General features: G+C 54.9%; 24 protein-coding genes and 3 tRNA genes. 2 read left to right on the top strand and 25 right to left on the bottom strand.

Going from position 1 to position 25,571, the window contains the following annotated elements:
• Positions 1–58: 58 nt before the first annotated feature.
• From ACP3PW_RS14170 to ACP3PW_RS14110, 13 genes are all read right to left on the bottom strand, one after another.
• A tRNA-Arg gene (locus ACP3PW_RS14170) sits at positions 59–135 on the bottom strand.
• A 28-nt stretch (positions 136–163) separates the two neighbouring features.
• Positions 164–240 (bottom strand) — tRNA-Arg (locus ACP3PW_RS14165).
• 247 nt (positions 241–487) lie between these two features.
• A tRNA-Ser gene (locus tag ACP3PW_RS14160) sits at positions 488–577 on the bottom strand.
• A 73-nt stretch (positions 578–650) separates the two neighbouring features.
• A complete protein-coding gene (gene csrA / locus ACP3PW_RS14155) occupies positions 651–827 on the bottom strand; it encodes a carbon storage regulator CsrA (RefSeq protein ID WP_426417380.1) in 177 nt (58 codons plus the stop codon).
• Positions 828–1,040: 213 nt separating this feature from the next.
• Positions 1,041–2,276 carry an aspartate kinase gene (locus ACP3PW_RS14150; RefSeq protein WP_426417379.1) on the bottom strand — a complete coding sequence of 412 codons (1,236 nt, stop codon included), beginning with the start codon at positions 2,274–2,276 and terminating at the stop codon, positions 1,041–1,043.
• Between the two features lie 116 nt (positions 2,277–2,392).
• Positions 2,393–5,020, bottom strand: a complete 2,628-nt coding sequence (gene alaS / locus ACP3PW_RS14145) for an alanine--tRNA ligase (protein WP_426417378.1) — start codon at positions 5,018–5,020, stop codon at positions 2,393–2,395.
• Between the two features lie 153 nt (positions 5,021–5,173).
• On the bottom strand, positions 5,174–6,058 hold the full coding sequence (locus ACP3PW_RS14140) for an NAD(P)-dependent oxidoreductase (RefSeq protein ID WP_426417377.1): 885 nt from the start codon (positions 6,056–6,058) through the stop codon (positions 5,174–5,176).
• 165 nt (positions 6,059–6,223) lie between these two features.
• The gene (locus ACP3PW_RS14135; RefSeq protein ID WP_426417376.1) at positions 6,224–6,592 is read right to left on the bottom strand and encodes a PilZ domain-containing protein; all 369 of its coding nucleotides are present in this window, start codon (positions 6,590–6,592) and stop codon (positions 6,224–6,226) included.
• A gap of 72 nt (positions 6,593–6,664) precedes the next feature.
• Positions 6,665–7,342, bottom strand: coding sequence for a tRNA-uridine aminocarboxypropyltransferase (locus ACP3PW_RS14130; protein ID WP_426417375.1), 678 nt, complete (start codon positions 7,340–7,342; stop codon positions 6,665–6,667).
• Positions 7,343–7,733: 391 nt separating this feature from the next.
• Positions 7,734–8,687 carry a hypothetical protein gene (locus tag ACP3PW_RS14125; RefSeq protein ID WP_426417374.1) on the bottom strand — a complete coding sequence of 318 codons (954 nt, stop codon included), beginning with the start codon at positions 8,685–8,687 and terminating at the stop codon, positions 7,734–7,736.
• A gap of 390 nt (positions 8,688–9,077) precedes the next feature.
• Entirely contained in the window at positions 9,078–9,512 is a 435-nt protein-coding gene (locus ACP3PW_RS14120) for a regulatory protein RecX (protein WP_426417373.1), read from the bottom strand.
• Positions 9,513–9,521: 9 nt separating this feature from the next.
• Positions 9,522–10,601, bottom strand: a complete 1,080-nt coding sequence (recA, locus tag ACP3PW_RS14115) for a recombinase RecA (RefSeq protein ID WP_426417372.1) — start codon at positions 10,599–10,601, stop codon at positions 9,522–9,524.
• A gap of 175 nt (positions 10,602–10,776) precedes the next feature.
• Entirely contained in the window at positions 10,777–11,274 is a 498-nt protein-coding gene (locus ACP3PW_RS14110; protein WP_426417371.1) for a nicotinamide-nucleotide amidohydrolase family protein, read from the bottom strand.
• Positions 11,275–11,391: 117 nt separating this feature from the next.
• Here ACP3PW_RS14110 and mutS point away from each other — a divergent pair, with 117 nt between their 5' ends.
• Both mutS and fdxA read left to right on the top strand, forming a co-directional pair.
• Positions 11,392–13,971 carry a DNA mismatch repair protein MutS gene (gene mutS / locus ACP3PW_RS14105; RefSeq protein ID WP_426417370.1) on the top strand — a complete coding sequence of 860 codons (2,580 nt, stop codon included), beginning with the start codon at positions 11,392–11,394 and terminating at the stop codon, positions 13,969–13,971.
• Positions 13,972–14,052: 81 nt separating this feature from the next.
• Entirely contained in the window at positions 14,053–14,376 is a 324-nt protein-coding gene (gene fdxA, locus ACP3PW_RS14100) for a ferredoxin FdxA (protein WP_426417369.1), read from the top strand.
• Between the two features lie 113 nt (positions 14,377–14,489).
• On the opposite strand, the gene rpoS is transcribed toward fdxA, so the two are convergent.
• The 12 genes from rpoS to ACP3PW_RS14040 form a co-directional block, all read right to left on the bottom strand.
• Positions 14,490–15,503 carry an RNA polymerase sigma factor RpoS gene (rpoS, locus tag ACP3PW_RS14095; RefSeq protein ID WP_426417368.1) on the bottom strand — a complete coding sequence of 338 codons (1,014 nt, stop codon included), beginning with the start codon at positions 15,501–15,503 and terminating at the stop codon, positions 14,490–14,492.
• Positions 15,504–15,578: 75 nt separating this feature from the next.
• Positions 15,579–16,388, bottom strand: a complete 810-nt coding sequence (locus ACP3PW_RS14090) for a peptidoglycan DD-metalloendopeptidase family protein (RefSeq protein WP_426417367.1) — start codon at positions 16,386–16,388, stop codon at positions 15,579–15,581.
• 173 nt (positions 16,389–16,561) lie between these two features.
• Positions 16,562–17,500: a DUF368 domain-containing protein gene (locus ACP3PW_RS14085; protein WP_426417366.1), complete on the bottom strand. Its 939-nt coding sequence runs from the start codon at positions 17,498–17,500 to the stop codon at positions 16,562–16,564.
• Between the two features lie 21 nt (positions 17,501–17,521).
• Positions 17,522–18,187, bottom strand: a complete 666-nt coding sequence (locus ACP3PW_RS14080) for a protein-L-isoaspartate(D-aspartate) O-methyltransferase (RefSeq protein WP_426417365.1) — start codon at positions 18,185–18,187, stop codon at positions 17,522–17,524.
• Positions 18,184–18,933 carry a 5'/3'-nucleotidase SurE gene (gene surE / locus ACP3PW_RS14075; protein ID WP_426417364.1) on the bottom strand — a complete coding sequence of 250 codons (750 nt, stop codon included), beginning with the start codon at positions 18,931–18,933 and terminating at the stop codon, positions 18,184–18,186. The genes ACP3PW_RS14080 and surE overlap by 4 nt, the downstream gene beginning before the upstream one ends.
• 10 nt (positions 18,934–18,943) lie before the next feature.
• Entirely contained in the window at positions 18,944–19,996 is a 1,053-nt protein-coding gene (truD, locus tag ACP3PW_RS14070; protein WP_426417363.1) for a tRNA pseudouridine(13) synthase TruD, read from the bottom strand.
• Positions 19,993–20,472: a 2-C-methyl-D-erythritol 2,4-cyclodiphosphate synthase gene (gene ispF / locus ACP3PW_RS14065; protein ID WP_426417362.1), complete on the bottom strand. Its 480-nt coding sequence runs from the start codon at positions 20,470–20,472 to the stop codon at positions 19,993–19,995. The genes truD and ispF overlap by 4 nt, the downstream gene beginning before the upstream one ends.
• Positions 20,473–20,481: 9 nt before the next feature.
• Entirely contained in the window at positions 20,482–21,228 is a 747-nt protein-coding gene (ispD, locus tag ACP3PW_RS14060) for a 2-C-methyl-D-erythritol 4-phosphate cytidylyltransferase (protein WP_426417387.1), read from the bottom strand.
• Between the two features lie 18 nt (positions 21,229–21,246).
• Entirely contained in the window at positions 21,247–21,531 is a 285-nt protein-coding gene (locus ACP3PW_RS14055) for a septum formation initiator family protein (RefSeq protein WP_426417361.1), read from the bottom strand.
• A gap of 147 nt (positions 21,532–21,678) precedes the next feature.
• Positions 21,679–22,968 (bottom strand): phosphopyruvate hydratase, encoded by a 1,290-nt coding sequence (gene eno / locus ACP3PW_RS14050; protein WP_426417360.1) that lies wholly within the window; start codon positions 22,966–22,968, stop codon positions 21,679–21,681.
• Positions 22,969–23,001: 33 nt separating this feature from the next.
• Positions 23,002–23,859: a 3-deoxy-8-phosphooctulonate synthase gene (gene kdsA, locus ACP3PW_RS14045; protein WP_426417359.1), complete on the bottom strand. Its 858-nt coding sequence runs from the start codon at positions 23,857–23,859 to the stop codon at positions 23,002–23,004.
• Positions 23,856–25,490 (bottom strand): CTP synthase, encoded by a 1,635-nt coding sequence (locus ACP3PW_RS14040; protein WP_426417358.1) that lies wholly within the window; start codon positions 25,488–25,490, stop codon positions 23,856–23,858. The genes kdsA and ACP3PW_RS14040 overlap by 4 nt, the downstream gene beginning before the upstream one ends.
• Positions 25,491–25,571: the final 81 nt, after the last annotated feature.

The raw sequence follows: 25,571 nt of genomic DNA, 5'->3' as shown, positions 1-25,571 counted from the left end.
CCGCGCAACCCAACGAAAAAGAGCCCAACCCTCACGGGTTGAGCTCTTTCTCTTTATTTGGCGCGCCCGGCACGATTCGAACGTGCGACCGCCTGGTTCGTAGCCAGGTACTCTATCCAGCTGAGCTACGGGCGCTAAGGTACTACTTTTCTTGCTGCTAAAGTGGCGCGCCCGGCACGATTCGAACGTGCGACCGCCTGGTTCGTAGCCAGGTACTCTATCCAGCTGAGCTACGGGCGCCTCTAGCAAGCGCGCGTACTATAGTGATTCCACCCTTAAGAGTCAAACCACAATAGTGAGAAACTTTTGTGGTTGAATACAACATTTAAAGTACCGGCCAAAGTGCCTGGCATGAACCCAAAGCGAAAAAGGCTTCGCCACGTCGTGGCTCGTTTCCCATGCGATGCATGGGTCGAACCGCGAGGGTCCTTCCCGACCCTCACCACCAAACAAAAATGCCCGGCGCGAGGCCGGGCATTTTTTTGTATGGCGGAGAGGGAGGGATTCGAACCCTCGATACAGTTTCCCGTATATACCCTTAGCAGGGGCACGCCTTCAGCCACTCGGCCACCTCTCCAACGCGCGCAATAATACCAGATTCAGGACAAAAGCAAAGGGCATAGGAGAAAAAACTGAAGATCGAAGAGTACTTACTCTTCCTCTTTCTCTTTCTGAATCCGCTGGTAAATCTCTTCGCGGTGTACAGCCACTTCTTTCGGTGCATTTACACCGATACGAACCTGATTACCTTTTACGCCCAGTACGGTTACAGTGACCTCGTCACCAACCATCAACGTTTCACCTACCCGGCGAGTCAAAATCAGCATAATAATCTCCTTATTTCAATTGGCACCGACCCAGCGGTTAAGGACGCGGGTGACTCCAGTGCAAAAAACTCTTTCATGCCAGCTCACCCTTGGGTCAGACTTGGCGTCAATGCCAACTGTCAACGTAACCGACAGCCCACTTTTTAAACACTTTTAGTTTAGCCCGCCAGCAGCCTGGCTAAATGCGTATTTCTACTATTTTTTGTCGGGAATCTACTCAGACTCTACGGCAATTTTGTCGAGTTCAAACGCTGAGTGTAGCGCCCTTACCGCGAGTTCAAGGTATTTCTCCGCAATCACTACCGATATTTTAATTTCGGAGGTGGAGATCACCTGAATGTTAATACCTTCCTGAGCCAACGCATCAAACATCTGTGACGCTACCCCGGCGTGGGAGCGCATACCCACACCCACAATCGATACCTTCGCGATCTTGTTATCACCGACTACTTCACGAGCCCCCAACTCATTAGCCGTCGCTTGCAACACTTCCAACGAGCTATCGAAATCATTGCGGTGAACAGTGAATGTGAAGTCGGTGGTCATATCCTCAGCAACGTTCTGGATAATCATGTCTACTTCAATGTTAGACGCGCTGATCGGTCCAAGAATCTTAGAGGCGACACCCGGGATATCCGGAACACCCTTCACGGTGAGTTTGGCTTCATCACGGTTGAATGCGATACCTGAAATCAGCGGATCTTCCATCTCGTTCTCTACCTCAAAAGTAATCAGGGTACCGGGCCCCTCTTGGAAACTGTGCAGTACCCGCAGGGGCACATTGTATTTGCCGGCAAACTCTACAGAGCGAATCTGTAACACTTTCGACCCTAAACTGGCCATCTCCAGCATCTCCTCGAAGGTGATGCGGGGCAAGCGGCGGGCATTATCCACGACGCGCGGGTCGGTGGTGTAAACACCATCGACGTCGGTATAGATCTGGCACTCCTCGGCTTTAAGGGCTGCGGCCAATGCTACCGCCGTAGTATCGGATCCACCCCGTCCCAAGGTCGTTATGTTGCCATCCTCATCCATCCCCTGAAAACCTGCCACCACCACCACGCGGCCTGCGCTCAAATCAGCACGCATATGCTCTTCGTCAATCTTTTTAATGCGAGCCTTGGTGTGCGTACTATCGGTGCGAATTCGCACCTGCGCACCGGTGTAGGAACGGGCTGGACAACCACGCTCGTTAAGCGCCATTGAAAGCAGCGCAATGGTTACCTGCTCTCCGGTTGACACCAGCACATCCATTTCCCGTGGCGTCGGGCGGCTCTGTATTTCACTCGCCAGCCCAATAAGGCGATTGGTTTCTCCGCTCATGGCGGAAACCACCACCACAATATCGTGGCCCTGCTCCCGGAACCCTTTTACTTTATCTGCCACCGCCTGGATACGTTCTACCGTACCCACCGATGTTCCCCCGAATTTCTGAACAATCAATGCCATCGTGGAATCTGCGATCCTCTCTACTATGGGGATCTCTCCCCTATTTATCTCTGTCCCTATCGCGTCTGCGGCTCAAGCCGCCGATCATCCTGATACTAGTTTCGGGCCAGCAAACGCTAGCCCAGCTGATCTTTAACCCAACCCTCTACGGACGCTACGGCTGCAGGCAGCGCGTTTACATCGGTACCACCACCCTGGGCAAAATCGGGGCGACCACCGCCCTTACCACCCACCTGGGAGGCAACCATCTTTAGCAGGTCACCGGCCTTGATGCGGGCCGTCAAATCTTTAGTAACACCAGCGGCAAGACTTACCTTACCCTCGGCAGCCGTTGCCAGCAAAACCACGCCGCTACCCAGCTTGTTTTTTAGCTGGTCGACCATATCACGCAGCGATTTGGGATCCACACCGTCAAGGTTTTCCGCCAGCAACTTGATGCCGGCCACCTCGATGGCGTCTGCCGCCAAGTCACTACCTTTGGCACTCGCCAGTTTCTGTTTCAACTGATCCAGCTCGCGCTCGAGATGACGATTACGATCCTGCAGCTGCTGAACTTTCTCGGGTAACGCCTCGCGGCTCCCCTTAAGTTGGGCGCACAGCTGAGCAATGACTACTTCGCTGCATTCGCTCCACTGGCCGGCAGCCTCGGCAGTGACCGCTTCGATTCGGCGAACTCCTGCCGCGATACCCGCCTCGGCGGTGATTACGAGACTACCGATATCGCCGGTACGCTCGACGTGGGTTCCACCGCAGAGTTCGACCGAAAAACGATCCTGACCCATCGTCAGGACACGAACACTGTCACCATATTTTTCCCCGAACAACGCCATAGCGCCCAATTCACGCGCACTATCCATATCGGTGACACAGGTTTCCACCACCGTGTTGGCACGGATCTGTTCGTTAACGATGCGTTCAATCTCGCGCAGCTGCTCCGGCTTAACCGATTCGAAATGGGAGAAGTCAAAGCGTAAGCGCTCGTCATCGACCAACGAGCCCTTCTGGGTTACATGATCCCCCAGTACCTGGCGTAGTGCAGCGTGCAGCAGATGCGTGGCCGAGTGATTGCAGCGGGTAGCGTCTCGTGACTCCGCCGTGACCTTCGCGGTCAGTGACACCCCAGTCTTGAGTTCCCCCTCAACAACCTCACCCAGGTGTACATGGTTGTCGCCCTCTTTCTGGGTATCTCGAACAACCAGACGACCACCATTCCAAACCAACTCACCCTGGTCCCCAACCTGTCCGCCTGACTCCGCGTAAAAGGGGGTCTGGTTCAATACAACCGCTACTTGCTGACCCACTGCCGCCCTGTCGCAGGGTGCATTATCGACAAACAGTGCGCGCACGGCTGATTGACCACTAAGATTCTGGTAACCGGTAAACTCGGTCACACCCTCTATATTAAGGCCGGCGTTATAGTCCATGCCGAATTTGCTGGAGGCGCGCGCGCGTTCGCGCTGCTGCTCCATCGCCTGCTCGTAACCGGACATATCCAGCGTTAGTTCACGCTCGCGCGCGATATCGTTTGTCAGATCAACGGGGAATCCATAGGTATCGTAGAGGGTAAAGATGGTAATACCTGGGATCTCGGTACCCTCCATTCCGGAGATCGCCTCCTCCAATACTTTCATGCCCTTGTCGAGGGTCTTGGCAAACTGCTCCTCCTCCTGCAGCAGTACTCGCTCCACCAGCGCCTGCTGTTCGAGCAGCTCGGGATAGGCATCACCCATTTCTGTGACTAGTGATGCCACCAACTTGTGGAAGAAGGGTTGCTTTTGCCCCAACTGATTCCCGTGGCGAATAGCGCGGCGGATAATCCGGCGCACCACATAACCGCGTCCCTCGTTGGAGGGAGTCACACCATCGATTACGAGGAACGAACAGGAACGAATATGGTCGGCGATCACCCGCAGGGATTTGTTTTCCAGGTCCTGGGTACCGGTCTCCTTCGCAGCAGCCTTAAGCAGGTTCTGGAACAGATCGATCTCGTAGTTGCTGTGCACCGACTGCATTACCGCCGCAATACGCTCCAGCCCCATGCCAGTATCGACCGACGGTTTGGGCAGTGGCGCCATGGTGCCATCGGCACCGCGGTTATACTGCATAAAGACCACGTTCCAGATCTCAATATAACGATCGCCATCCTCTTCCGGCGAACCGGGAGGGCCACCCCAAATCCCTTCACCGTGGTCGTAGAATATCTCGGTACAGGGCCCGCACGGTCCGGTATCTCCCATGGCCCAGAAATTATCTGAGTTATAGCGCCCCCCCTTGTCTCCGATGCGGATAATACGATCGACCGGCACCCCGATAGTCTGGCTCCAGACGTCAAAAGCCTCGTCATCCTCCTGGTAAACCGTGACCCAAAGCTTTTCGGTAGGAATATTGAGCCATTCGCTGGAGGTCAGGAACTCCCACGCAAACCGGATCGCATCCTGCTTGAAGTAGTCGCCGAAGCTGAAGTTACCCAGCATCTCGAAGAAAGTATGGTGACGCGCGGTATAACCCACGTTCTCAAGGTCATTATGCTTACCGCCTGCACGTACACAGCGCTGCGAGGTCGTCGCGCGGTTGTAGGGGCGTTTGTCATCGCCCAGGAAGACATCCTTGAACTGAACCATACCCGCATTGGTGAACAGAAGGGTCGGATCATTGCCAGGCACCAGCGAACTGCTAGCCACAATCTGATGCTGCTTACTGGCAAAATAATTCAAAAATGCACTGCGAATCGCTGTTGTCTTCATAGACCTGACCTGGAGCCCCTCAACCGTGTAGCGCCCTGACACCAAAGCGCCTGCGCATAAAAAAGTAGCGCATTATATAACGAGGCCCGGTCATCGCAAAACGACCGGGCCTCTATATCGACTTGAATTTAAGAGAAAAAGGTCGCCAAAAGGCTATTTTTCCGCTTTCTTTGACTCCAGTAGTGCAAACAGGCTGGAAGTATCCCAACGACGCCCCCCCATGGCCTGCACTTCGGAGTAAAACTGGTCCACTACTGCGGTCACCGGCAAGTGACTACCATTTTTGCGTGCTTCACTTAGTACAATGTCCAGATCCTTGCGCATCCAGTCCACCGCAAAACCGTGCTCAAAATGGCCGGCGAGCATGGTTTTATAGCGATTTTCCATCTGCCAGGACTGAGCAGCCCCCTTGGAGATCACCTCTACCACGGCCTCGGCATCGAGCCCTGCGTTGCGAGCGAAGTGTAACCCCTCGGACAGACCCTGTACCAAGCCAGCGATACAGATCTGGTTAACCATCTTCGTCAGCTGGCCTGCGCCCACCGGCCCCATAAGGCGTACCGAGCGGGCAAACGCATCAATCAATGGCTGGGCGCGCTCAAACACGGCCTCATCGCCCCCGACCATCACCGTTAACGCCCCGTTTTCCGCCCCGGCCTGCCCCCCGGACACTGGCGCATCGAGAAACCCTATCCCTTTAGACTCAGCCGCTGCGGCCAACTCACGGGCCACCTCAGCAGAGGCGGTGGTATGGTCAACAAACACCGCCCCCTTGTTCATTCCGGCAAAGGCGCCGTCGGGGCCTACCGTGACTGCCCGCAGATCGTCGTCATTACCCACACAGGCGAAGACCAATTGTGCCCCCGCAGCGGCAGCAGCTGGTGTGGGAGCCGATTGGCCACCATGCTCCTCTACCCAGGATGCGGCCTTGGCTGCGGTTCGGTTGTAGACCGTTACCTCATGACCCTGCTTTGCCAGATACCCTGCCATGGGATACCCCATGACCCCCAGTCCAATAAACGCTACGCGGCTCGTCATTCCCTGCTTCCTCCAGTCAATGTGTACGGCTGTTAACTCAATCCAGTGTACCTCACCAGAGCAGGTTGTCAGCTATTGAGACGAAACATGCCGATATCGATAGAATGAACAGGGACAAATCAGGACGCTGCAGAGGTTATCGGAACACGCTGGCGGATAAGGTGTTCAAGAGGAAAGATATGCCCGACTCTGATCAATACCGCCGAAGGCAGCAGACCAATCGTCGTAATCGGAGTCCTCACTGGGAAGAATACGGAAACCGGCACAGGTAGAGCCACCATCCGAGGGGGAGCACCAACGCACCTCGGCGCTCAATAGATAGCGGCGCTGGTGATCCGTTACCGAAATACAGATCTGGAGCACCGCACCGGCGGGCACCTCTTTGTCAAGAATGGCACGAAACCCCTGAAGGGAGATATCACGCGTGCGAGCAGAAACGGTTTCACCACACAATAGATGGTCATAGGAGGATGCGGCCATTTGCACCAACACCCGCTCGACTCTGGATACCCGGCTGCCACGTCGCTGTTCCATACCCACCTTCGGCCCTCACATCCCAATGAAGAAGACTCTAAACAAGCATAGACCAGTTTACCCAAACCCGCGTCAGTCGGGCACCTCGGCTCGAAAACGCAATAGCTCCTCCATCTCCGGAAGTGTTTCAGGGGTACGGTGGTTTCGCCCCTCTATATAGCTATAACAAAAGACTCGGAAATAGTTATTCAGCTGCCGAGCCTGACGGGTCTCCCCTTCGCTGCGAAGCAACTCCACTGCAACCTCCGCGGTGCAAAGTTGACTGTCGCTGCGCGAACGTCGCAGGCCATAACGGGAGGGTGCATCGGGATCCAGCGATACGACCGGGAGGCCGTGGAGATAGGGGCTTTTCCGGTACATCTTCAATGCCTGTTGCCAGGTGCCATCGAGCAGCAAAAACGCGCACTTGCCCGGCCTTGCAGCACCCGCCTGTTGCTCTGCCGGATTGAGTACCGCCATTTCACGGGGGAATACCAGCGCAGGCCTAAACCCCGGGTCTGCTAACAACGCCAACAGATCAGCATCAGGTTGGGTACGCTCCCAGCGAAAGAAACGGACATCAGGCAAGCAGGCTCCGATCAGTCGCGCGCTGTTGGTGGGCTTAAAGAACTCCTTGCGATGGGTCAGTATCCAGAAACTGCACGCTGAAACAAGCGTGGGCCGATAGCGACATATGCAGGCATCAAGGGGCAACTGACACTGCTCACAGCGCACGACTCCGGCTCCTCGCCCCCGGTAGATTAACCCCATTGCGTGTTATCCACCGCAGCACACCGGAAAAAGCCCCGGCAGAGCGTTGTCGCTTTTGCGTTGATGGAACCTGTCCGTCGGGCAGAGATCAAAAAACAGTTTTTCGTCATATCAGATCGACCGCAGTGCATGAGTCATGGGCCGAGTCACCGCAATCATGACTCTACCCTGGGGGTGGGCCACAGGTATCCGGGATCGTTGTGTAAACTGAATACACCTCACGAATATGAAACAATCCGGCATAACCTTGCGCATACTCTGCCTTCGATCTTTCGACTCAATAACCACCGATCTCAACATAATAATGCCCCCGGGCTACCAGTGGACTGGAGGGCATAGGTAAACATTGCCACCACCGACGCTAATCTCCTGCGGATGTCCACTAACCTTTCTATTCGAGCTCAATATCGACCATCCGCAGGGTAATCTGTCGACCTTCACTATTATGGCAATCATTGAAAAGGATCTTCGGCGCGGCAGCGCTGGGCTTGTCATGCACGATGTATAGCTTGTCGATGCACAACGACTTTTGCTCCAGCCAAAGATGGCTTTCGGCGTTACGAAGAACATCGATCACTATGGCTAGGTTGTCGGTCAGTACGTCTTCGGAAGCGCCAAGTGCTGCTAACTGTGACTCGGTTTCCTTCAGCCGCTCCTGCAACTTCACCTGCTCTCCGGCATCAGCGCTCTGGCCAAATCCCCCTCCGCGCTGAATAATATTGAGCTTGCTGCGTAACAGTGCTTTATGACCGGTCAACGAGGCGCGTTCATCCTTGCGCTCCGTAAGCTGGCTTAGCGCTACCGACAACAGATAGTCAAAGGCCCGCCGCTTTAACTGGAACCGTGTATCCTGCTCTTTGACAGCAGGCTCAAGAAAACGGTGCTCCTCGAAGCCCACGGTCGTCCGGGGAACATCACGGATCACCAGCTCCCCCACCTGTGCATAGCCGAAGCCTCGCTTCTCAATTCTATTAGCGACTAAAAGTGCCGTGACAGGCCCGGACCACAGCGGGTTCAACTCGCGAAACTCTCGCATCGCCGGATCACAACTCACAATTTTGCCCATACCCTCGGGGGAATAAAACAGAGCAGACAGCGCAGGATCAGAAGCCAGTGTCTTTTGGCTAACCACAGAGGGTTCCGGCAAGCTATCGATCATATCGATAATATAATCCGCTGCGTATAGAACGGGCTTCTTCAGTTTTTTGGCGTACCTAGGCACCATTCGCAAACGGGGATCGGTACCATCGACCGCACGCTCGATCGCAGTTCCGACCAATGCTGCCGGCAATTTCGAGGTAATTTCGTCCGCGCGGCCGAAAATATTTGCGAATAGATTCAACATTAGTCACATCCCGCTACAGTACCAAACAAGAAACAGAGACCCGATAGCTTGATTTCTGTTTTCACAAAACAGAAATGAGAATAGCCTAGCAGCTTACCGCGATGATTTTTCCGACATTATCAGGGCCAAAGCCTAACTGGAAGCTCCCCTTCTCTCCTGCCTGAACTTGCCTCTCAGTGCTTGCCTCTACGCGGCTGATACATTAGCTTCTTTAATCCAGAAAATGTAATCACCCTAAAACAAAACCCGCTATCTCCGCTAGCCCCACATTGCACCCCAGAACGCGTTCAGATTAATTGGGTCAGCACCGGTAATCCCCCGATTCCCTATTCGAGTCAATCACACTCCAAACAGTAGAGCTGCCACCCCGTCGAGCTGGCAGCAGCAATTTCAGTCAACAACCGTATTAATCTGCTCGAAATTAAATCCTCGGTATTGAAAGAAGCGGATGCGGCGGGCCTTCTCGGCAGCATCCAGCGGGGGCTGCTCACCATATTTTTTCTGGTTAAGCTCTGCCAACAGGGAAAACCAATCTACCGGATTATCTGCCAGCATCTGGTCATAGAGCTGCTCATCTACCCCTCTTTGGCGTAATTCGCCGCGGATACGGGCGGGACCCTGATATTTGGAAAGTCGGCTGCGCACAAAGCTTTCTACAAAGCGCTGGTCGCTCTGCAGGCTTTCGTCGGCAAGACGGGAGATTTCAGTATCGATCAGCTCCGGGGCAAAGCGACGTTGCAGCTTTTCCCGGAGCTCTTGCTGGGAGTGTTCACGGCGCGCCAGCAGGTTCATAGCCGCACGACGAATATCTCCACCTTCACTCATGGCGAACGCTTAGATCTCGATGGGTTCGTCTTTATCTTTGGTTTTCGCTTTAGCACTGTTTTTATCTTTATCCTTTTCACTGGTGGCGGCAACACCGCTAGAAGGAATATCAAAGTGGAGCCGGATCTGGTCTTCAATCTCCTTCGCCATTGCGGGGTTGTCTTCCAGGAATTGGGCCGAGTTGGCTTTGCCCTGGCCGATCTTGTCACCTTTGTAGGAGTACCAGGCACCCGCCTTGTCCACTAACCCCAGCTTAACACCGAGGTCGATCACCTCGCCCATGTGGTAGATCCCCTGACCATAAAGAATCTGGAACTCCGCCTGTTTGAAGGGCGGGGATACCTTATTCTTAACCACCTTGACCCGGGTTTCGTTACCAATGACCTCTTCACCCTGCTTGACCGCTCCGGTTCGGCGGATATCGAGACGCACAGAAGAGTAAAACTTCAGCGCATTACCGCCTGTTGTGGTTTCGGGGTTACCAAACATCACACCAATTTTCATGCGAATTTGGTTAATGAAAATGACCAGGCAGTTAGCGTTTTTAATATTGCCCGTAATTTTTCGCAGCGCTTGCGACATCAGGCGTGCCTGCAGACCCACATGGTGATCGCCCATCTCACCTTCGATTTCAGCCTTTGGTGTCAACGCCGCTACCGAGTCAACAATGATGACGTCCACCGCATTGGAGCGCACCAACATATCGGTGATCTCCAACGCCTGCTCGCCGGTATCAGGCTGAGAAACATACAGGTTATCAACATCCACACCCAGCTTGCCCGCGTAATCTGGATCCAACGCATGCTCCGCATCAACGAACGCGCAAGTGGCTCCTTGCTTCTGTGCCTCTGCAACAACCTGAAGGGTTAAGGTAGTCTTGCCCGAGCTTTCGGGGCCATAAATTTCGCATATCCTCCCTTTCGGGAGCCCGCCAATACCGAGGGCTATATCCAGTCCCAGTGAACCGGTGGAGATGGCTGGAATCGCTTCGCGCTCGTGATCACCCATGCGCATCACTGAGCCCTTACCGAATTGACGTTCAATCTGGCTTAGTGCTGCACTTAACGCTTTCTGCTTATTTTGATCCATTACTGGCACCTCTTTGGTCCGGATATATTCGGAATGTAATCAGGTTGTGGTTGAGTATCGATCGGCAGATATAGATATCTGAGCGCTTCACGAAATTCATTTTACTGTATAGATGAACAGTATTAAACCATAGTCTTTGATGGTTGCCTAGCCCCTCGCTTTTGGCCTGTCGCTTTTAGCGACACACCTGCGCAAAAACACCTTCCAGTGCGGCGATGACGGCCTGTTCACGCACAGATCGGCGGTCTCCTGAAAACGCACAAAGCCGAGCGACCCCGGCCTGCCCGCGCAGCTGCCACGCGATCCACACCGTACCCACCGGTTTATCCTCGCTCCCCCCAGCGGGGCCCGCGACGCCACTGACCGACACCGCAACGCTAGCGACCGAGCGCTCTAACGCCCCCGCGACCATCTCCAGCACCACCGCTTCACTGACAGCACCAAAGCGCTGCAACGTCTCCTCTCTCACTCCCAGCATCGCCCGTTTGGCGGCGTTAGAGTAGGTCACAAACCCCGCATCGAACCAGGCTGAGCTTCCCGCGACTTCGGTAATCGCACAGGCGATCCCGCCACCAGTGCAGGATTCGGCAGTAGCCAGCACCGCTCCCGCCTCGTCCAGAACCCCGCCCAGCTTTTGCGCCAACATCAGTATCTGTTGAGCCTGTGACTCCATACCTCGCCTCCGCAATCAATTAACGCACCGATCATTTCTCACCCTCGCCATTATCACGTAGAATTATGCTCCCGTTAATTCCCTATTCCTCGTTGTAGCCGGAGAGATTCGCCCCCCATGGCAGCGGTCAAAGACGCACAGACAACTCACACGCCCATGATGCAGCAATACCTGCGCATTAAACAGCAACACCGCGATGAGCTAGTGTTCTATCGTATGGGTGATTTTTATGAGCTTTTCTACGAGGATGCTCGCCGGGCAGCCGCACTGCTCGATATCACCCTTACAGCACGGGGCCAGTCCGCTGGCGAGCCTATTCCCATGGCCGGCATTCCCTACCACGCGGCCGACGGCTATCTGGCTCGTCTGGTTCGCCAGGGTGTATCGGTCGCGATCTGCGAACAGACCGGCGATCCTGCCACCAGTAAGGGACCCGTAGAACGTCAGGTCGTGCGGGTCATCACCCCCGGCACACTGACCGACGAAGCGCTGATGGAAGAGCGCAAGGACACCCTTCTGGGCGCTCTGCAGCAGCGCAATAACGGCTATGGACTCGCCATACTGGATATCAGTAGTGGTCGATTCCAGGTCAGCGAGCTGGAGGGAGAAGAGGCGGTGCAGGCCGAACTTCAGCGCCTGAATCCTGCGGAACTCCTGATCTGTGATGAGCTGATCCTGCCCATCTGGCTGCAAAACCGAAAGGGCCTGCGAAAACGCGCGCCCTGGGATTTCGAATTTGATTCTGCTCATCAGGCGCTGTGCCAGCAGTTTAAGGTAAAAAACCTGCAGGGCTTCGGCTGTGATAATTTGGTGTTGGGAATCGAGGCGGCGGGCTGCTTGCTGCACTACGCCAAAGAGACCCAACGCACTGCACTGCCTCACCTGCGAAGCCTCGCCCATGTCAATCACGAGGACAGCGTGATCCTCGATGCTGCCAGCCGCCGTAATCTGGAAATTGACACCAACCTCACGGGGGGCCGAGACAATACCCTGGCCTCGGTGATGGACAACACCTCCACCGCCATGGGCAGCCGAATGCTCGGACGCTGGTTAAACCGCCCGTTGCGAAATATGACCCAACTACAGCGCCGACAGGATGCCATTGCCGCCCTGCTCGATAACTACCGTTACGAGTCGGCGCAGGGGTTGCTCAAACAGATTGGCGACATTGAACGAATACTCGCCCGGGTTGGACTGCGTTCTGCTCGCCCCCGGGACCTGGCAAGGTTGCGTGATGCCCTTGCTACACTGCCCGACCTCCAGCGCCAGCTCGCTGGAATCGACAGCGAAGCCATAACTGCACTCGCGACCCAGATCACCGAATATCCGGCACTGGTCGAACGACTGCAGTGTGCCATCATTGATAATCCTCCCGTGGTTATCCGTGATGGTGGGGTCATCGCCAGTGGGTACGATAGCGAACTGGACGAACTACGCGGTATCAGCGAAAACGCTGGCCAGTATCTATTGGATATGGAAGTACGGGAGCGCGAAAAGTGCGGGCTTTCCTCACTCAAGGTCGGCTACAACCGCGTGCACGGTTACTACATAGAGATCAGCCGTTCACAATCGGATAAGGCCCCCGCGGAATATATTCGCCGCCAGACCCTGAAAAACGCCGAGCGCTTTATAACCCCCGAGCTAAAAATATTTGAAGATAAGGCACTAAGCAGCAAAAGCCGGGCGCTGGCGCGCGAGAAGCTCCTCTACGAACAGCTGCTCGACCAACTTCTCGAGCACCTTGCACCGCTACAGGAGAGTGCCCAGGCGTTAGCGGAGCTCGACGTGCTCAACAATCTTGCAGAACGTGCCGACAACCTCAACCTGGTGCGCCCGGAATTTAGCCAGGCACCGGGAATTATGATTGAGGAGGGACGTCACCCCGTGGTAGAGCAGGTACTCGACGAGCCCTTTGTTGCCAACGGCGTCACCATGAACACTCAGCGTCGCATGCTGATGATAACCGGACCCAACATGGGTGGTAAGTCGACCTATATGCGGCAAACCGCGCTGATCGTATTACTCGCCTGTATTGGCAGCTATGTACCTGCAGGGAGACTGAAACTAGGGCCGATTGACCGCATCTTCACCCGTATCGGCTCGTCCGATGACCTGGCCGGGGGCCGCTCTACCTTTATGGTGGAGATGACCGAAACCGCCAACATTCTCAACAACGCCACCGACAACAGCCTGGTGTTAATGGACGAGGTGGGGCGAGGCACCAGCACTTTCGATGGACTATCCCTTGCCTGGGCGGCCGCATCCCACCTGGCCAACGAGGTGAAGGCATTCACCCTTTTCGCCACCCACTACTTTGAGTTAACCGCACTGCCCGAGCTGATTCCCGGAGTTGCGAACGTACACCTGAATGCTACCGAGCATGAAGACCGTATCGTGTTTCTGCACACCGTTAACGAAGGCCCCGCGAGCCAAAGCTATGGCTTGCAGGTCGCCCAACTTGCTGGTGTTCCACGGCAGGTAATCAACGATGCCCGCCAAAAGCTGACACTATTGGAGCGAGAGCAGTTCGTCGAGCCCTCAGCGGCAACCGCTGCGGAACCAGCCCCTCGCCAGAACGACCTTTTCGCCACGCCGATGCCCCACCCGGTTGTCGATGAGTTGCAGCAGCTCGACCCCGACAACCTGACCCCCAGGCAGGCGCTGGAGCTGCTTTATGAGCTGCGCTCGCGCTTGTAGGTAATGGCTTAAAAGCGCACTCAACTCCTGCTACACTATGGCGCAAATACCCCTATACAGCCTGACTGGAGAACAAAACCCATGACATTCGTGGTTACCGACAACTGCATCAAGTGCAAGTACACCGACTGCGTCGAGGTTTGCCCTGTCGACTGCTTTTACGAAGGACCCAATTTTCTTGTAATCCACCCTGACGAATGCATCGACTGCGCGTTATGCGAGCCCGAGTGCCCAGCCAATGCAATTTTTTCAGAGGATGAGGTGCCGGAGGACCAGCAAGAGTTTACCGAGCTCAATGCCGAACTGGCTGAAGTCTGGGACAACATTACCGAGAAGAAAGAGGCTCCGGCCGACGCCGAAGAGTGGGATGGGGTAGAAGGAAAGCTGAAATACCTCGAGCGCTAAGCGCGCCTAACGGGCATCCACAAAAAAGGGCAGCTTAATCGCTGCCCTTTTTATTTATATCAAGCGGCAAACCTCTTCGCTCAATTTCAGCCAACTAACAACAAAGCCTGCAGTTAGTCTTGAAACAGTGCCTCGCTACTCAGCCCCTGCTTTTCCATGATCACCCGCAGACGCTTAAGTGCTTCAACCTGAATTTGGCGCACGCGCTCCCGGGTCAAGCCAATTTCACGCCCCACCTCTTCCAGGGTGCAGGTTTCGTGTCCCCGCAAGCCAAAACGCCGCGCAACCACTTCACGCTGCTTCTCGGATAGCTCCTCAAGCCAACGATCAATGCTGTCATTCAGATCGCTGCTTTGCAGCAGCTCGGCCGGGTTGGCCTCACGTTGATCCGAAATCGTATCAAGAACGGACTTATCAGAATCAGGCCCCAGCGGAGTATCCACCGAGGTCACGCGCTCATTGAGCCCAAGCATTCGTTTTACATCGGCGACGGGCTTATCCAATAGCTCCGCGATCTCTTCTGGCCGTGGTTCATGATCCAGCTTTTGGGTAAGTTCACGCGCGGCACGCAGATACACGTTAAGCTCTTTCACTACGTGAATCGGCAGCCGAATGGTGCGGGTCTGATTCATGATCGCCCGCTCGATAGTTTGCCGAATCCACCAGGTGGCGTAGGTCGAAAAGCGAAACCCTCGTTCAGGGTCAAATTTTTCCACCGCCCGGATCAGACCGAGATTTCCCTCCTCGATTAGATCAAGCAGGGTCAAGCCACGATTGGCATAACGACGGGATATTTTCACCACCAGACGCAAATTACTTTCAATCATTCGCCGCCGGCCCGACTCTTCTCCCTTTATGGCAAGGCGTGAAAAATACACCTCCTCTTCCGGAGTCAATAGCGGTGAAAAACCGATCTCATTTAGATAGATCTGGGTAGCATCCAGACTCTTGTAGAATTTATCATCATCGCTGACACGACGAGAGGTGCGCGGTTGCGGTCGAGCGACCGCTTTCACTGTCTTTCCGCTAGCGTTAGACTTTGCTGCCTTGCTTGATACGGCTTTTTGTTTAGTCTTAGCCTTGGCCTTGGCCTCGACAACATCCCCATCTTCCCTTTTCACTGACATCCTCATAGCCCTATACCTTATCGACGTTAATCGTTTGTATTAATGGCTAGCACTCCCGCTAACCCAGGGTTGTCACTATCTCTTCGGCAGATATTGCAGTGGATTGACCGGTTTGCCGTTTTTTCTTATTTCAAAATGCAGCTTTTCCCGATTAGTCCCCGACGATCCTATCTCAGCAATTTTCTGGCCGACTGTAACGCTATCTCCCTCCTTTACCAGCACCTTACTATTGTGTGCGTAGGCGCTTAAATAGGTACTGTTGTGTTTCACGATAACCAACCTGCCATACCCTAACAGACCGCTACCGGCGTAAACGACTCGCCCCGGAGCCGCAGAGTTAACAGGCTCGCCTAATTTGCCGCCGATATCAATACCCTTGTTAAGCTTCCCCGCTGTACTGTAGTACTGGATCACCTTTCCCCGACTCGGCCAACGCCACTTTACCGGCCCCGAACTTTTAACCGCTGAGCTTTTGCTAACGGTGGATTGGGGGGCAACTTTAGGACGCACACTCACCTTCCTCTTCGGAGGGGATGCTTTGGGCTTGGAAGAAGAAGACTTTCGCACGCTGCGGGTACCCGGCGTATACAGAGAAAGTTTTTGCTTGGGATAGATCGTATAGGGCGCTCGAATGTTGTTGGCGTTTGCTAACTCCTGAAAGTCCCTGCCATAGCGCCACGCGATCGAGTAGAGGGTTTCGCCGGGGCGCACCAGATGATAACCCCAGGTCACCTCGGGGGGCTTGGTACGATCACTAACCGGGGCATAAGGAGCGTCGCTGGCACACCCGCTCAACAGCAAAATCACCGCCAGCGGCAACGCTTTTATCAACGCTCCCGATGACAAAACAACCTTGAGCATGGCCTGTGTGTGAATCCCGGTCAACGCGTATTCCCGCTTATGGTCGAAGGACGCCTCAACGTCTTTTTTATTCCTTTTTTACATATAAGGCAAAAAAGGGGGAAAAATAAGTCTAAAAAAAATCTGTATCTCTTTGATCGAAATCAAAAGTCATCGCCTTATTAAGTTACCACCATTGAATAGTGGGTCAAATTGACTCAATGCGCTGTTTTCGAACTCCCCGCCAGCCGAGTTATGGCCAGCACCAGCACCACCGCAAAGAGCATCAGTCCTACCGATTCAAACACATAGCCGCTTTCCCCGAGCGTTACCTCGTACTGACCCGGCAGGAGATTACGCTGCAACAGCGGAACCGTCTCCCCGGCACTGTTTATTCGTACACTCAGCGTCTCCTTCCAGGGCCACACTTTATTTAACGACCCCAACATCAAACCACAAAGAAACGCCATCGTAGCTCTATGATAATGGTGTAGCAGCCAGTTCAATACCCTCGAAAAGCTCAATAGGCCAACCACGCAGCCCCCGGCAACGGTCGCCAAAACGGTAAAGTCAAAGCCCTTGATCGCCGACATTACCGGCCCATAGAGCCCCATCAACAGCAAGATAAAGCTGCCCGATATGCCGGGCAGTATCATCGCACAGACCGCAATTGCCCCTGCCATAAACAACGTCGGCAGATCCGCTTGTAGCTGTAATGGGTGGGCAACGGTAATAACCCAGGCCACCACTGCACCCAGCAGCAGCATTCCCCATGCCGCAGGTGTCCATCGATCAAGACTGCGACCCACATAAAATGCCGACACCAAAATCAGGCCGAAAAAGAAAGACCAGACCAATACAGGGTACGCCTGTAACAGGTGTGTGATGAGGCGCGCCAGGGAGAGAATACTCAGCAACACTCCACTAAACAGGGTGAGCAGGAAGGTGCCATCCACATAACGCCAAAGCTCTGCGATCTGCCCCCTGCCCAATAACCCTATCGCCTGGCCATCGATACGGCTCAAGCCTTCGAGCAGGCGATCGTACACCCCGGTAATCAGTGCCATAGTGCCACCGGAGACTCCGGGCACCACATCCGCCGCCCCCATTGTCATACCCTTGGCGAAGAGTGAGAGTCTTTGTTGCCAACTATCCATTGATGATCTAATTCCTGCGTTCTAGCGGATTGCGCCAGCGAGTAGTGGAACAAAGCGAACGGGTTCGACCTTTTCGACGCTAACGCCCTCTTCGTTTTTCTGGATCAGCAGCAGCTCTTGCTGCTCGCCGCCGCCAACGGGAATAACCAGCCGCCCCCCAATAGCTAGCTGTTCAATCAGCTCCTGCGGCACCGATTCTGGAGCCGCTGTTACCAAAATACCATCAAAGGGTCCCTGCTCCGGCCATCCCATACCTCCATCCGCGTGCTTTAACTGGACGTTGTGCAGCTTCAAAGTACGCAGCCGCTGGCGTGCTTTATCCTGTAGCGGACGAATACGCTCAACACTGAACAACTGCTCCACCATCTGCGCTAACACGCAGGTTTGATAGCCCGACCCTGTACCGATCTCCAATACTCGCGGGCATGGACCATCGGCGAGCAAGAGTTCGGTCATGCGAGCAACGATATAGGGTTGAGACAGGGTCTGGCCATAACCAATCGGGAGCGCGGTATCCTCGTACGCTCGATGGGACAGCGCTTCATCCACAAAAATATGGCGCGGAATATTACGAATCACATCCAGTACCGCTGTACTGTGAATCCCTTCGTCCCGTAACCGCTGGATCAGCCGGTCCCGTGTGCGCTGGGAGGTCATTCCGATCCCCCGCAGGTCCACGTCATTCATTGCATATCTCCCAACCAATTCTCCACATCGGAGAACGCATCATAATGTGTTTTATCTATTCGTAAGGGGGTCACCGACACATACCCCGCCTTAACCGCGTGAAAATCGGTACCTTCGCCCGCATCTTCGCCCTTTCCGACCACCGATATCCAGTAACCCTCGTTACCTCGCGGGTCGGTGACCCGTACCGGCCGTGCCGCCCGAGCTCGATGTCCGAGTCGGGTCAACAGCATCCCCTTGAGCTGATTTAGCGGCAGATCCGGAATGTTAATATTGAGGATGCTACGCGAAGGCAGCACCAGCTGCTCAATATTTTTCATCATCTCGCTGATAACGTGCTGCGCTGTCGACAGATGCACCGTCGAGCGCGAACAGAGCGACAGCGCCAGTGCCGGACGCGAGAGAAACCGCCCCTCCAATGCCGCAGCGACCGTTCCAGAATAAAGTACGTCGTCACCCAGGTTTGCCCCCAGATTGATACCCGACATCACCATCTCCGGGGACTCATCCAGAAGACCGTTGAGCGCCAGATGAACGCAATCGGTGGGGGTGCCATTAATACTGGTAAAACCGTTGTCCTGTTCGGCCCAGCGCAGCGGCCGATCGAGGGTCAAAGAGCTACTCGCGCCACTACGGTCCCGGTCGGGTGCCACCACCACGCACTCATGGTCTGCACTTACACAGGCGTGCAATGCCTTAAGTCCGGGGGCAAACACACCATCATCATTCGACAATAAAATTAACATTCGTCGCCGCTTACTCCGTATCGACTAATTCGCGCAGTAGCGCCGTTGCGTAACCGCCGCTGGCCAGCTCAAAGCCGAGCAACAGATCATCCCCTTCAAAATCCCACTGCAGCGATGCAGCCAACGCAACCAGGCGACGACGCTCCTGCTTCATCCCTGCTGCCTCAAGGCCGGCGCACAGTTGTGGCTGCAGGGCAGCCAAACGCGCCTCCATAGTTGCCACTTCGCCCTGGGTAGAGAGCTCTCCTCGCCCCCAAAGGGGACCGGTTGCACAGAGCTCCAACTGTGCGAACCTGGACAGTAGCTCGCTGTCAATTCGATCCGCCCGCACCAGACTCTGGTTACCAAAAAAACCAGGCACATCGCCCTCACGATACTGGTTCCAGCTCTGCTGCTGGATGCGCGTCCCTAATACCTCATTAAACAACCATGAACGTGCCGCCGACAGGTAGATGGAGCGACGCGAACGGTTGCGCACTTTTATCTCGCCTCGAAACAGGCGCAGCGCCTCCTCCACGTTGCCGCCATCGAAGCCAAAACGCTGCTCGCCAAAGTAGTTGGGAAAACCCTGTAGCGCTATCTGCTGTAAACGCTTCTCCGCCAACTCACGATCGCCGTTGAAGTTTCGCAGCCGAATCTTGAAGCGATTTCCCCGGTGCACACCACGACGCAGCTTACGCGGGTGCCGCCGAGCCTGAAGGATTCGCAGTCCATCCTCCTCGTAAGCGGAAAGGTCAGGGTCGGGGCGACCCGGCAACTGCACACCGAACCACTGAGTGGTAATCGCCTGACGATCCTTGAGCCCTGAAAAAGAGACATCACGGGGAGGTACCTCGCACCACTTCGCGAGCTGGCGGGCCAGCCATTCGGTATTGTGCCCCTGTTTCTGGATTTGCAAAAACAGGTGCTCCCCCTCACCCTCGGGTTCAAACCCCAACTGCTCCTCAACAATAAAGTCTGCCGGCTCCTGTTTAAACTGAGCACGGGCCACCGTCCCCCCGTACGCACGGGGCCAACTCATCTTTACGGCAACCGCGATCTCATCCTGACCGGTACCGCTCACGACTCAGCCCTCTGCAATAGCACCACTGCGTGAGCTGCGATGCCTTCGCCGCGGCCCGTATAACCTAATTTTTCGGTAGTCGTGGCCTTGATATTAACGTCGTTTAGCGAAACCCCCATATCACTGGCAAGGCACTCACCCATTGCTTGAATATGAGGTGCCATTTTCGGTGCTTCGGCCACCAGGGTCATATCCGCATTACCCAACGCGAAGCCTTTATCGGCCAGCAACTCCATCACCCTGCGCAAAAGATCACGACTATCGGCGCCGGCCCAAGCACTGTCGGTATCGGGAAAGTGCTTGCCTATATCTCCCAGCGCTGCTGCACCCAGCAATGCATCACAGAGAGCGTGGATCAATACATCACCATCGGAGTGAGCCATCACCCCCCTGCTATAGGGTATCCGCACACCACCTATCATCAGGTGGTCCCCTTCACCGAATCGATGCACGTCAAAGCCATGGCCAATTCTCACATTCGTCTCCTAGGACTGCCCGGCTTCTTGCTGGGCCATATAAAATTCTGCCAGTGCCAGATCTTCGGGGCGGGTCACCTTGATATTGTCCTGTGCGCCTTCAACCAACAAGGGCTTCAAACCGGCAGCCTCAATAGCCGCAGCCTCATCGGTCACCAACTCACCACGCGCCAGCACGGCACTCAATGCATCTCGCAGCACCCCATATCGAAACATCTGTGGTGTGTAGGCACGCCACAGATGTTGCCTGTCTACAGTTCCAATAACCTGGTCATCACTGGCGGTCCGTTTCATGGTATCCCACACAGGCACGCCCAATAGCCCTCCTACCGGGTGCCCCTGCAGCCGGTCTAGCAGTCGCTGCAGGTCTTCAACACGCACACAGGGCCGAGCCACATCGTGAACCAATACCCAGTCGGAGTCGGCGGCTATACCAGCCAGGGAGTTCAAGGCACTGTGCACCGTATGACAACGTTCGGCACCGCCCTCACAGCACAAAACCCTAGAACTGTTGAGGATGGCGATGCCCTCCCGGTAAGGGTCTTCTGCGGCCAGCGCTACGATAACTCGCTCGATCGGCGTAAAACCACATAGCCGCTCGAGGGTATGTTCGATCAACGTCCTTCCCCGCAAAACAAGATACTGCTTGGGGCGGTCGGCTCCCATGCGTTTGCCGACACCGGCAGCGGGAACAACGGCAAAAAAACGCTGGGGTTGCAGGGGTTCGTCGGGGGAGGAGGGGGGCATCGCTGTCATTTGATTCAAGCCAACTCGCTATTCGATAGGTGTCAGGTAAAACTGCTCACCCTCTTTCACCATACCCAAATCACTGCGGGCACGCTCTTCAAGAGTATCCAGTCCCCGTTGCAGCTCTACAACCTCGGCCTCAAGCACGCGGTTTCGCTGCTCAAGACGCTGATTCTCAAGCCGCTGTTTCTCAATCTGAGCATCGGTCTCCCGCAACTGACTAAGACTGCTTTCGCCAAACCAGAGGCGATACTGCAGCGATAGCAACATCAGGGTGAGGAGTGCAATAACAACTTTTACGGGGAATCTCACAACAATAGCCATAAAGTAATACCGATAGACTCCCTCTACCGGTCAAATTAAGAGATGAGCATACCACCCCCTGTGTCCCGGAGGGTAATGATCCGGGCACAAAAAAGGGATCGATTCGATCCCTTTTTCTATGCTCAACGGTATGCTTTACGCTTTAAATTCAGCGATTCCACGGTAGGGAGCCATACCATCAAGCTCCTCTTCGATGCGCAACAACTGGTTATACTTGGCAACACGGTCGGAGCGGCACAGCGAACCGGTTTTAATCTGGCCCGCTGCGGTACCCACGGCCAGGTCAGCGATTGTGGCATCCTCAGTTTCACCACTACGATGAGAGATCACCGCGGTAAAACCACCCTGTTTGGCCATAGCGATAGCGTCCAGGGTTTCAGACAGAGTACCGATCTGGTTGAATTTAATCAGAATCGAGTTTCCGACTCCCTCTTCAACTCCGCGCTTAAGAATACGAGTATTCGTTACAAACAGGTCATCGCCAACCAGCTGCACTTTACTACCGATTTTGTCGGTCAACACCTTCCAGCCAGCCCAATCGGATTCATCCATACCATCTTCGATAGAGATGATTGGGAAACGCTCGGTCAAGCCCGCCAGATAGTCGGCAAAGCCACTAGCGTCGAACACCTTGCCCTCACCTGCCAGATCGTAATTCCCATCCTTGTAAAACTCGGAAGACGCACAATCAAGAGCCAGGGTAACGTCTTCACCCAGCACGTAACCTGCAGCACTAACCGCCTCGGAGATAACCTCTAACGCAGCCTCATTCGATGGCAGGTTAGGTGCAAATCCGCCTTCATCGCCTACGGCTGTGTTGAGCCCACGCTGCTGCAAAACTTTTTTCAGGCTATGGAAGATCTCGGCACCCACACGCAGCGCTTCGGCAAAACTATCGACTTTCACCGGCTGAATCATGAACTCCTGAATGTCCACGTTATTATCAGCGTGCTCGCCACCATTGATAATGTTCATCATAGGTACCGGCATGCTGTATTGGCCCGGTGTGCCATTAATGTCCGCAATGTGTTGGTACAGGGGAATGCCCTTCTCCTGCGCGGCAGCTTTGGCAGCAGCCAGGGATACCGCAAGAATGGCGTTAGCACCCAACACCTCTTTATTTTCGGTACCATCCAGCTCGATCATCGCGGTGTCGAGTTCACGCTGGGCGGCAGCATCCATACCCAGCAGTCGCTCGCGAATGCGAGTATTGATACCTTCGACGGCCTTGCGAACACCCTTACCCAGGTAGCGAGACTTGTCGCCGTCGCGTAATTCCAGCGCTTCACGGGAACCAGTAGAGGCTCCGGAAGGGGCGCAAGCCCGGCCAACGGTGCCAGAAGCAAGCACAACATCAGCTTCTACGGTGGGGTTGCCCCGAGAATCGAGAATTTCACGAGCCTTGATATCGACAATCTCTGCCATCTTTTGATCTCTCCAGTAAAAACAGACTATTCGTTAATCGTTAATGATCGGGTCGAGACTCTTGGTCGCCTCATCGATCACTTTCATTTGCTTAAGGAAGGGTTCGAGCTGGTCAAGCCGCAGTGCACAGGGACCATCGCACTTGGCTTGCGAGGGGTCAGGGTGGGCTTCAAGAAACAATCCTGCCAGCCCCTGACTCATGCCGGCGCGTCCCAGCTCGGCTACCTGGGCTCGACGACCTCCAGCGCTATCGCTGCGGCCTCCCGGCATCTGTAACGAGTGCGTCACGTCGAACACCACCGGGTAACCAAAGGTTTTCATCAGGCCGAAACCAAGCATATCGACGACGAGATTGTTATAACCGAAACTACTGCCGCGCTCACATAGCATCAGGCGATCATTACCCGCCTCTTCGCACTTAGTGAGAATATGCTGCATTTCACGAGGGGCAAGGAACTGGGCCTTCTTGATATTAATAACCGCATCGGTCTTCGCCATCGCCATCACCAGGTCGGTCTGACGCGACAAAAACGCCGGCAACTGAATAATATCGGCAACCTCGGCCGCCGCCTGGCACTGTGCGGGTTCATGCACATCGGTGATGACCGGCACGGAGAACTGCTGCTTGATCTCCTGCAAGATCTTCAAGCCCTCCTCCAGCCCAGGTCCTCGATAGGAGTTAATCGAAGAGCGATTAGCCTTGTCAAAAGAGGCCTTGAACACATAAGGAATGCCCAACTTGCCGGTCACTTCCACGTAAGCTTCCGCCACCTGCATCGCAAGATCACGAGACTCGAGTACGTTCATGCCGCCTAGCAAGGCAAAGGGCAGCTCGTTGGAGATCTGGATATCTCCGACACGAATTACTTTTTGCGCAACGGACCGACTCATGCTTGAGCATCCTTCTGCTGAGCCAACGCAGCCTTCACAAAACCGGTGAATAGAGGGTGTCCATCGCGAGGAGTTGAGGTAAATTCAGGATGGAACTGACACGCTACGTACCAGGGGTGATCAGGCACCTCCACAATTTCCACCAAGGAGTTATCCGCCGAACGTCCGGCAATCATCAGCCCTGCAGCCTCAAGCTGTTTAACGTAATTGTTGTTCACTTCGTAGCGGTGACGATGGCGCTCAGCAATTACATTGCTGCCATAGGCCTCATAAGAGCGAGAGCCCGAGGTCAGGTTGCACTGCTGGCTGCCCAGGCGCATGGTCCCGCCCAGATCCGAATCTTTGGCTCGTTGCTCTACATCACCTGAGGAGGTGGTCCACTCGGTAATCAAACCTATAACCGGGTGATCCAGATTTTGTCCAAACTCGGTACTATTGGCACCATCGAGACCCGCCATATGGCGCGCATACTCGACCACGGCCACTTGCATGCCGAGACAGATCCCCAAATAGGGGACTTTGTTTTCGCGGGCATAACGCGCCGCCAGAATCTTGCCTTCGACCCCTCGATGACCGAACCCACCGGGCACAAGGATCGCGTCAGCGCCTTCCAGCAGTCCGAGCCCCTCCTGTTCGATCTGTTCGGAGTCGATGTACTTGAGCTTCACCTTAGTGCGAGCTTTGAGGCCCGCGTGCTTCATCGCCTCGATCAGCGATTTGTACGCATCCAACAGCTCCATATACTTGCCAACCATAGCCACGGTCACTTCGTGTTCCGGATTCAGCTCAGCGTCGAGTACGGCATCCCATTCGCTCAGGTCAGCCTCGTTACATTCGAGATGGAAACGCTTAACCACCAGCGAATCTACCCCCTGGTTATGCAACATAGAGGGGATACGATAAATGGTGTCGGCATCCTCAAGGGAGATAACCGCTTGCTCCTCCACGTTGGTAAACAGGGAGATCTTTCGGCGGGAGGAACGGTCGATGTGGTGATCGCTACGGCACACTAGAATATCGGGCTGCAAACCTATCGAACGCAACTCTTTGACCGAGTGCTGGGTAGGCTTGGTTTTGGTTTCGCCGGCCGTTGCGATGTAAGGCACCAGAGTCAGGTGCATCAGCATGGCGCGGTTATAACCCAGCTCGACCTTAAGCTGTCGCACCGCCTCCAGAAAGGGTTGGGACTCGATATCACCCACGGTGCCGCCGATCTCTACCAGCGCTACGTCCGCGTCGCCCGCACCGGCTATAACCCGGCGCTTGATCTCATCGGTAATATGAGGAATGACCTGCACGGTCCCGCCGAGATAGTCTCCACGGCGCTCCTTCCGCAACACGTGCTCATAGACACGTCCGGTGGTGAAATTATTACCCTGACGCATCGTGGTGCGAATAAAGCGCTCATAATGCCCCAGATCAAGATCGGTCTCGGCACCATCCTCGGTCACAAATACCTCTCCATGCTGAAAAGGACTCATGGTTCCAGGATCCACGTTGATGTAGGGGTCGAGCTTAAGCATGGTGACCTTCAGGCCACGGGCCTCAAGAATAGCAGCAAGCGAGGCGGCGGCAATGCCCTTCCCCAACGAAGAAACAACACCACCGGTGACGAAGATATAGTGCGTCATGTAAGGCCTGTAATAGCAAATTAGCGGCAAGGCGCCGCGACAGCGAAGGGAGATATCAAAGCATCTCGAGATGGGGTTGCA

This window comes from Aestuariirhabdus sp. LZHN29 (assembly GCF_049985285.1).
Classification (GTDB): Bacteria; Pseudomonadota; Gammaproteobacteria; order Pseudomonadales; family Aestuariirhabdaceae; genus Aestuariirhabdus.
Note: the sequence above shows the minus strand (reverse complement) of the source record. Positions and strands in the feature narration are given on the sequence as shown.

What these genes read in the sequence shown, in the direction of transcription:
- csrA (WP_426417380.1), bottom strand. Translation starts at nt 827, where the DNA reads ATGCTGATTTTGACTCGCCGGGTAGGTGAAACGTTGATGGTTGGTGAC.
- ACP3PW_RS14150 (WP_426417379.1), bottom strand. Translation starts at nt 2,276, where the DNA reads ATGGCATTGATTGTTCAGAAATTCGGGGGAACATCGGTGGGTACGGTA.
- alaS (WP_426417378.1), bottom strand. Translation starts at nt 5,020, where the DNA reads ATGAAGACAACAGCGATTCGCAGTGCATTTTTGAATTATTTTGCCAGT.
- ACP3PW_RS14140 (WP_426417377.1), bottom strand. Translation starts at nt 6,058, where the DNA reads ATGACGAGCCGCGTAGCGTTTATTGGACTGGGGGTCATGGGGTATCCC.
- ACP3PW_RS14135 (WP_426417376.1), bottom strand. Translation starts at nt 6,592, where the DNA reads ATGGAACAGCGACGTGGCAGCCGGGTATCCAGAGTCGAGCGGGTGTTG.
- ACP3PW_RS14130 (WP_426417375.1), bottom strand. Translation starts at nt 7,342, where the DNA reads ATGGGGTTAATCTACCGGGGGCGAGGAGCCGGAGTCGTGCGCTGTGAG.
- ACP3PW_RS14125 (WP_426417374.1), bottom strand. Translation starts at nt 8,687, where the DNA reads ATGTTGAATCTATTCGCAAATATTTTCGGCCGCGCGGACGAAATTACC.
- ACP3PW_RS14120 (WP_426417373.1), bottom strand. Translation starts at nt 9,512, where the DNA reads ATGAGTGAAGGTGGAGATATTCGTCGTGCGGCTATGAACCTGCTGGCG.
- recA (WP_426417372.1), bottom strand. Translation starts at nt 10,601, where the DNA reads ATGGATCAAAATAAGCAGAAAGCGTTAAGTGCAGCACTAAGCCAGATT.
- ACP3PW_RS14110 (WP_426417371.1), bottom strand. Translation starts at nt 11,274, where the DNA reads ATGGAGTCACAGGCTCAACAGATACTGATGTTGGCGCAAAAGCTGGGC.
- mutS (WP_426417370.1), top strand. Translation starts at nt 11,392, where the DNA reads ATGGCAGCGGTCAAAGACGCACAGACAACTCACACGCCCATGATGCAG.
- fdxA (WP_426417369.1), top strand. Translation starts at nt 14,053, where the DNA reads ATGACATTCGTGGTTACCGACAACTGCATCAAGTGCAAGTACACCGAC.
- rpoS (WP_426417368.1), bottom strand. Translation starts at nt 15,503, where the DNA reads ATGTCAGTGAAAAGGGAAGATGGGGATGTTGTCGAGGCCAAGGCCAAG.
- ACP3PW_RS14085 (WP_426417366.1), bottom strand. Translation starts at nt 17,500, where the DNA reads ATGGATAGTTGGCAACAAAGACTCTCACTCTTCGCCAAGGGTATGACA.
- ACP3PW_RS14080 (WP_426417365.1), bottom strand. Translation starts at nt 18,187, where the DNA reads ATGAATGACGTGGACCTGCGGGGGATCGGAATGACCTCCCAGCGCACA.
- surE (WP_426417364.1), bottom strand. Translation starts at nt 18,933, where the DNA reads ATGTTAATTTTATTGTCGAATGATGATGGTGTGTTTGCCCCCGGACTT.
- ispD (WP_426417387.1), bottom strand. Translation starts at nt 21,228, where the DNA reads ATGACAGCGATGCCCCCCTCCTCCCCCGACGAACCCCTGCAACCCCAG.
- eno (WP_426417360.1), bottom strand. Translation starts at nt 22,968, where the DNA reads ATGGCAGAGATTGTCGATATCAAGGCTCGTGAAATTCTCGATTCTCGG.
- kdsA (WP_426417359.1), bottom strand. Translation starts at nt 23,859, where the DNA reads ATGAGTCGGTCCGTTGCGCAAAAAGTAATTCGTGTCGGAGATATCCAG.
- ACP3PW_RS14040 (WP_426417358.1), bottom strand. Translation starts at nt 25,490, where the DNA reads ATGACGCACTATATCTTCGTCACCGGTGGTGTTGTTTCTTCGTTGGGG.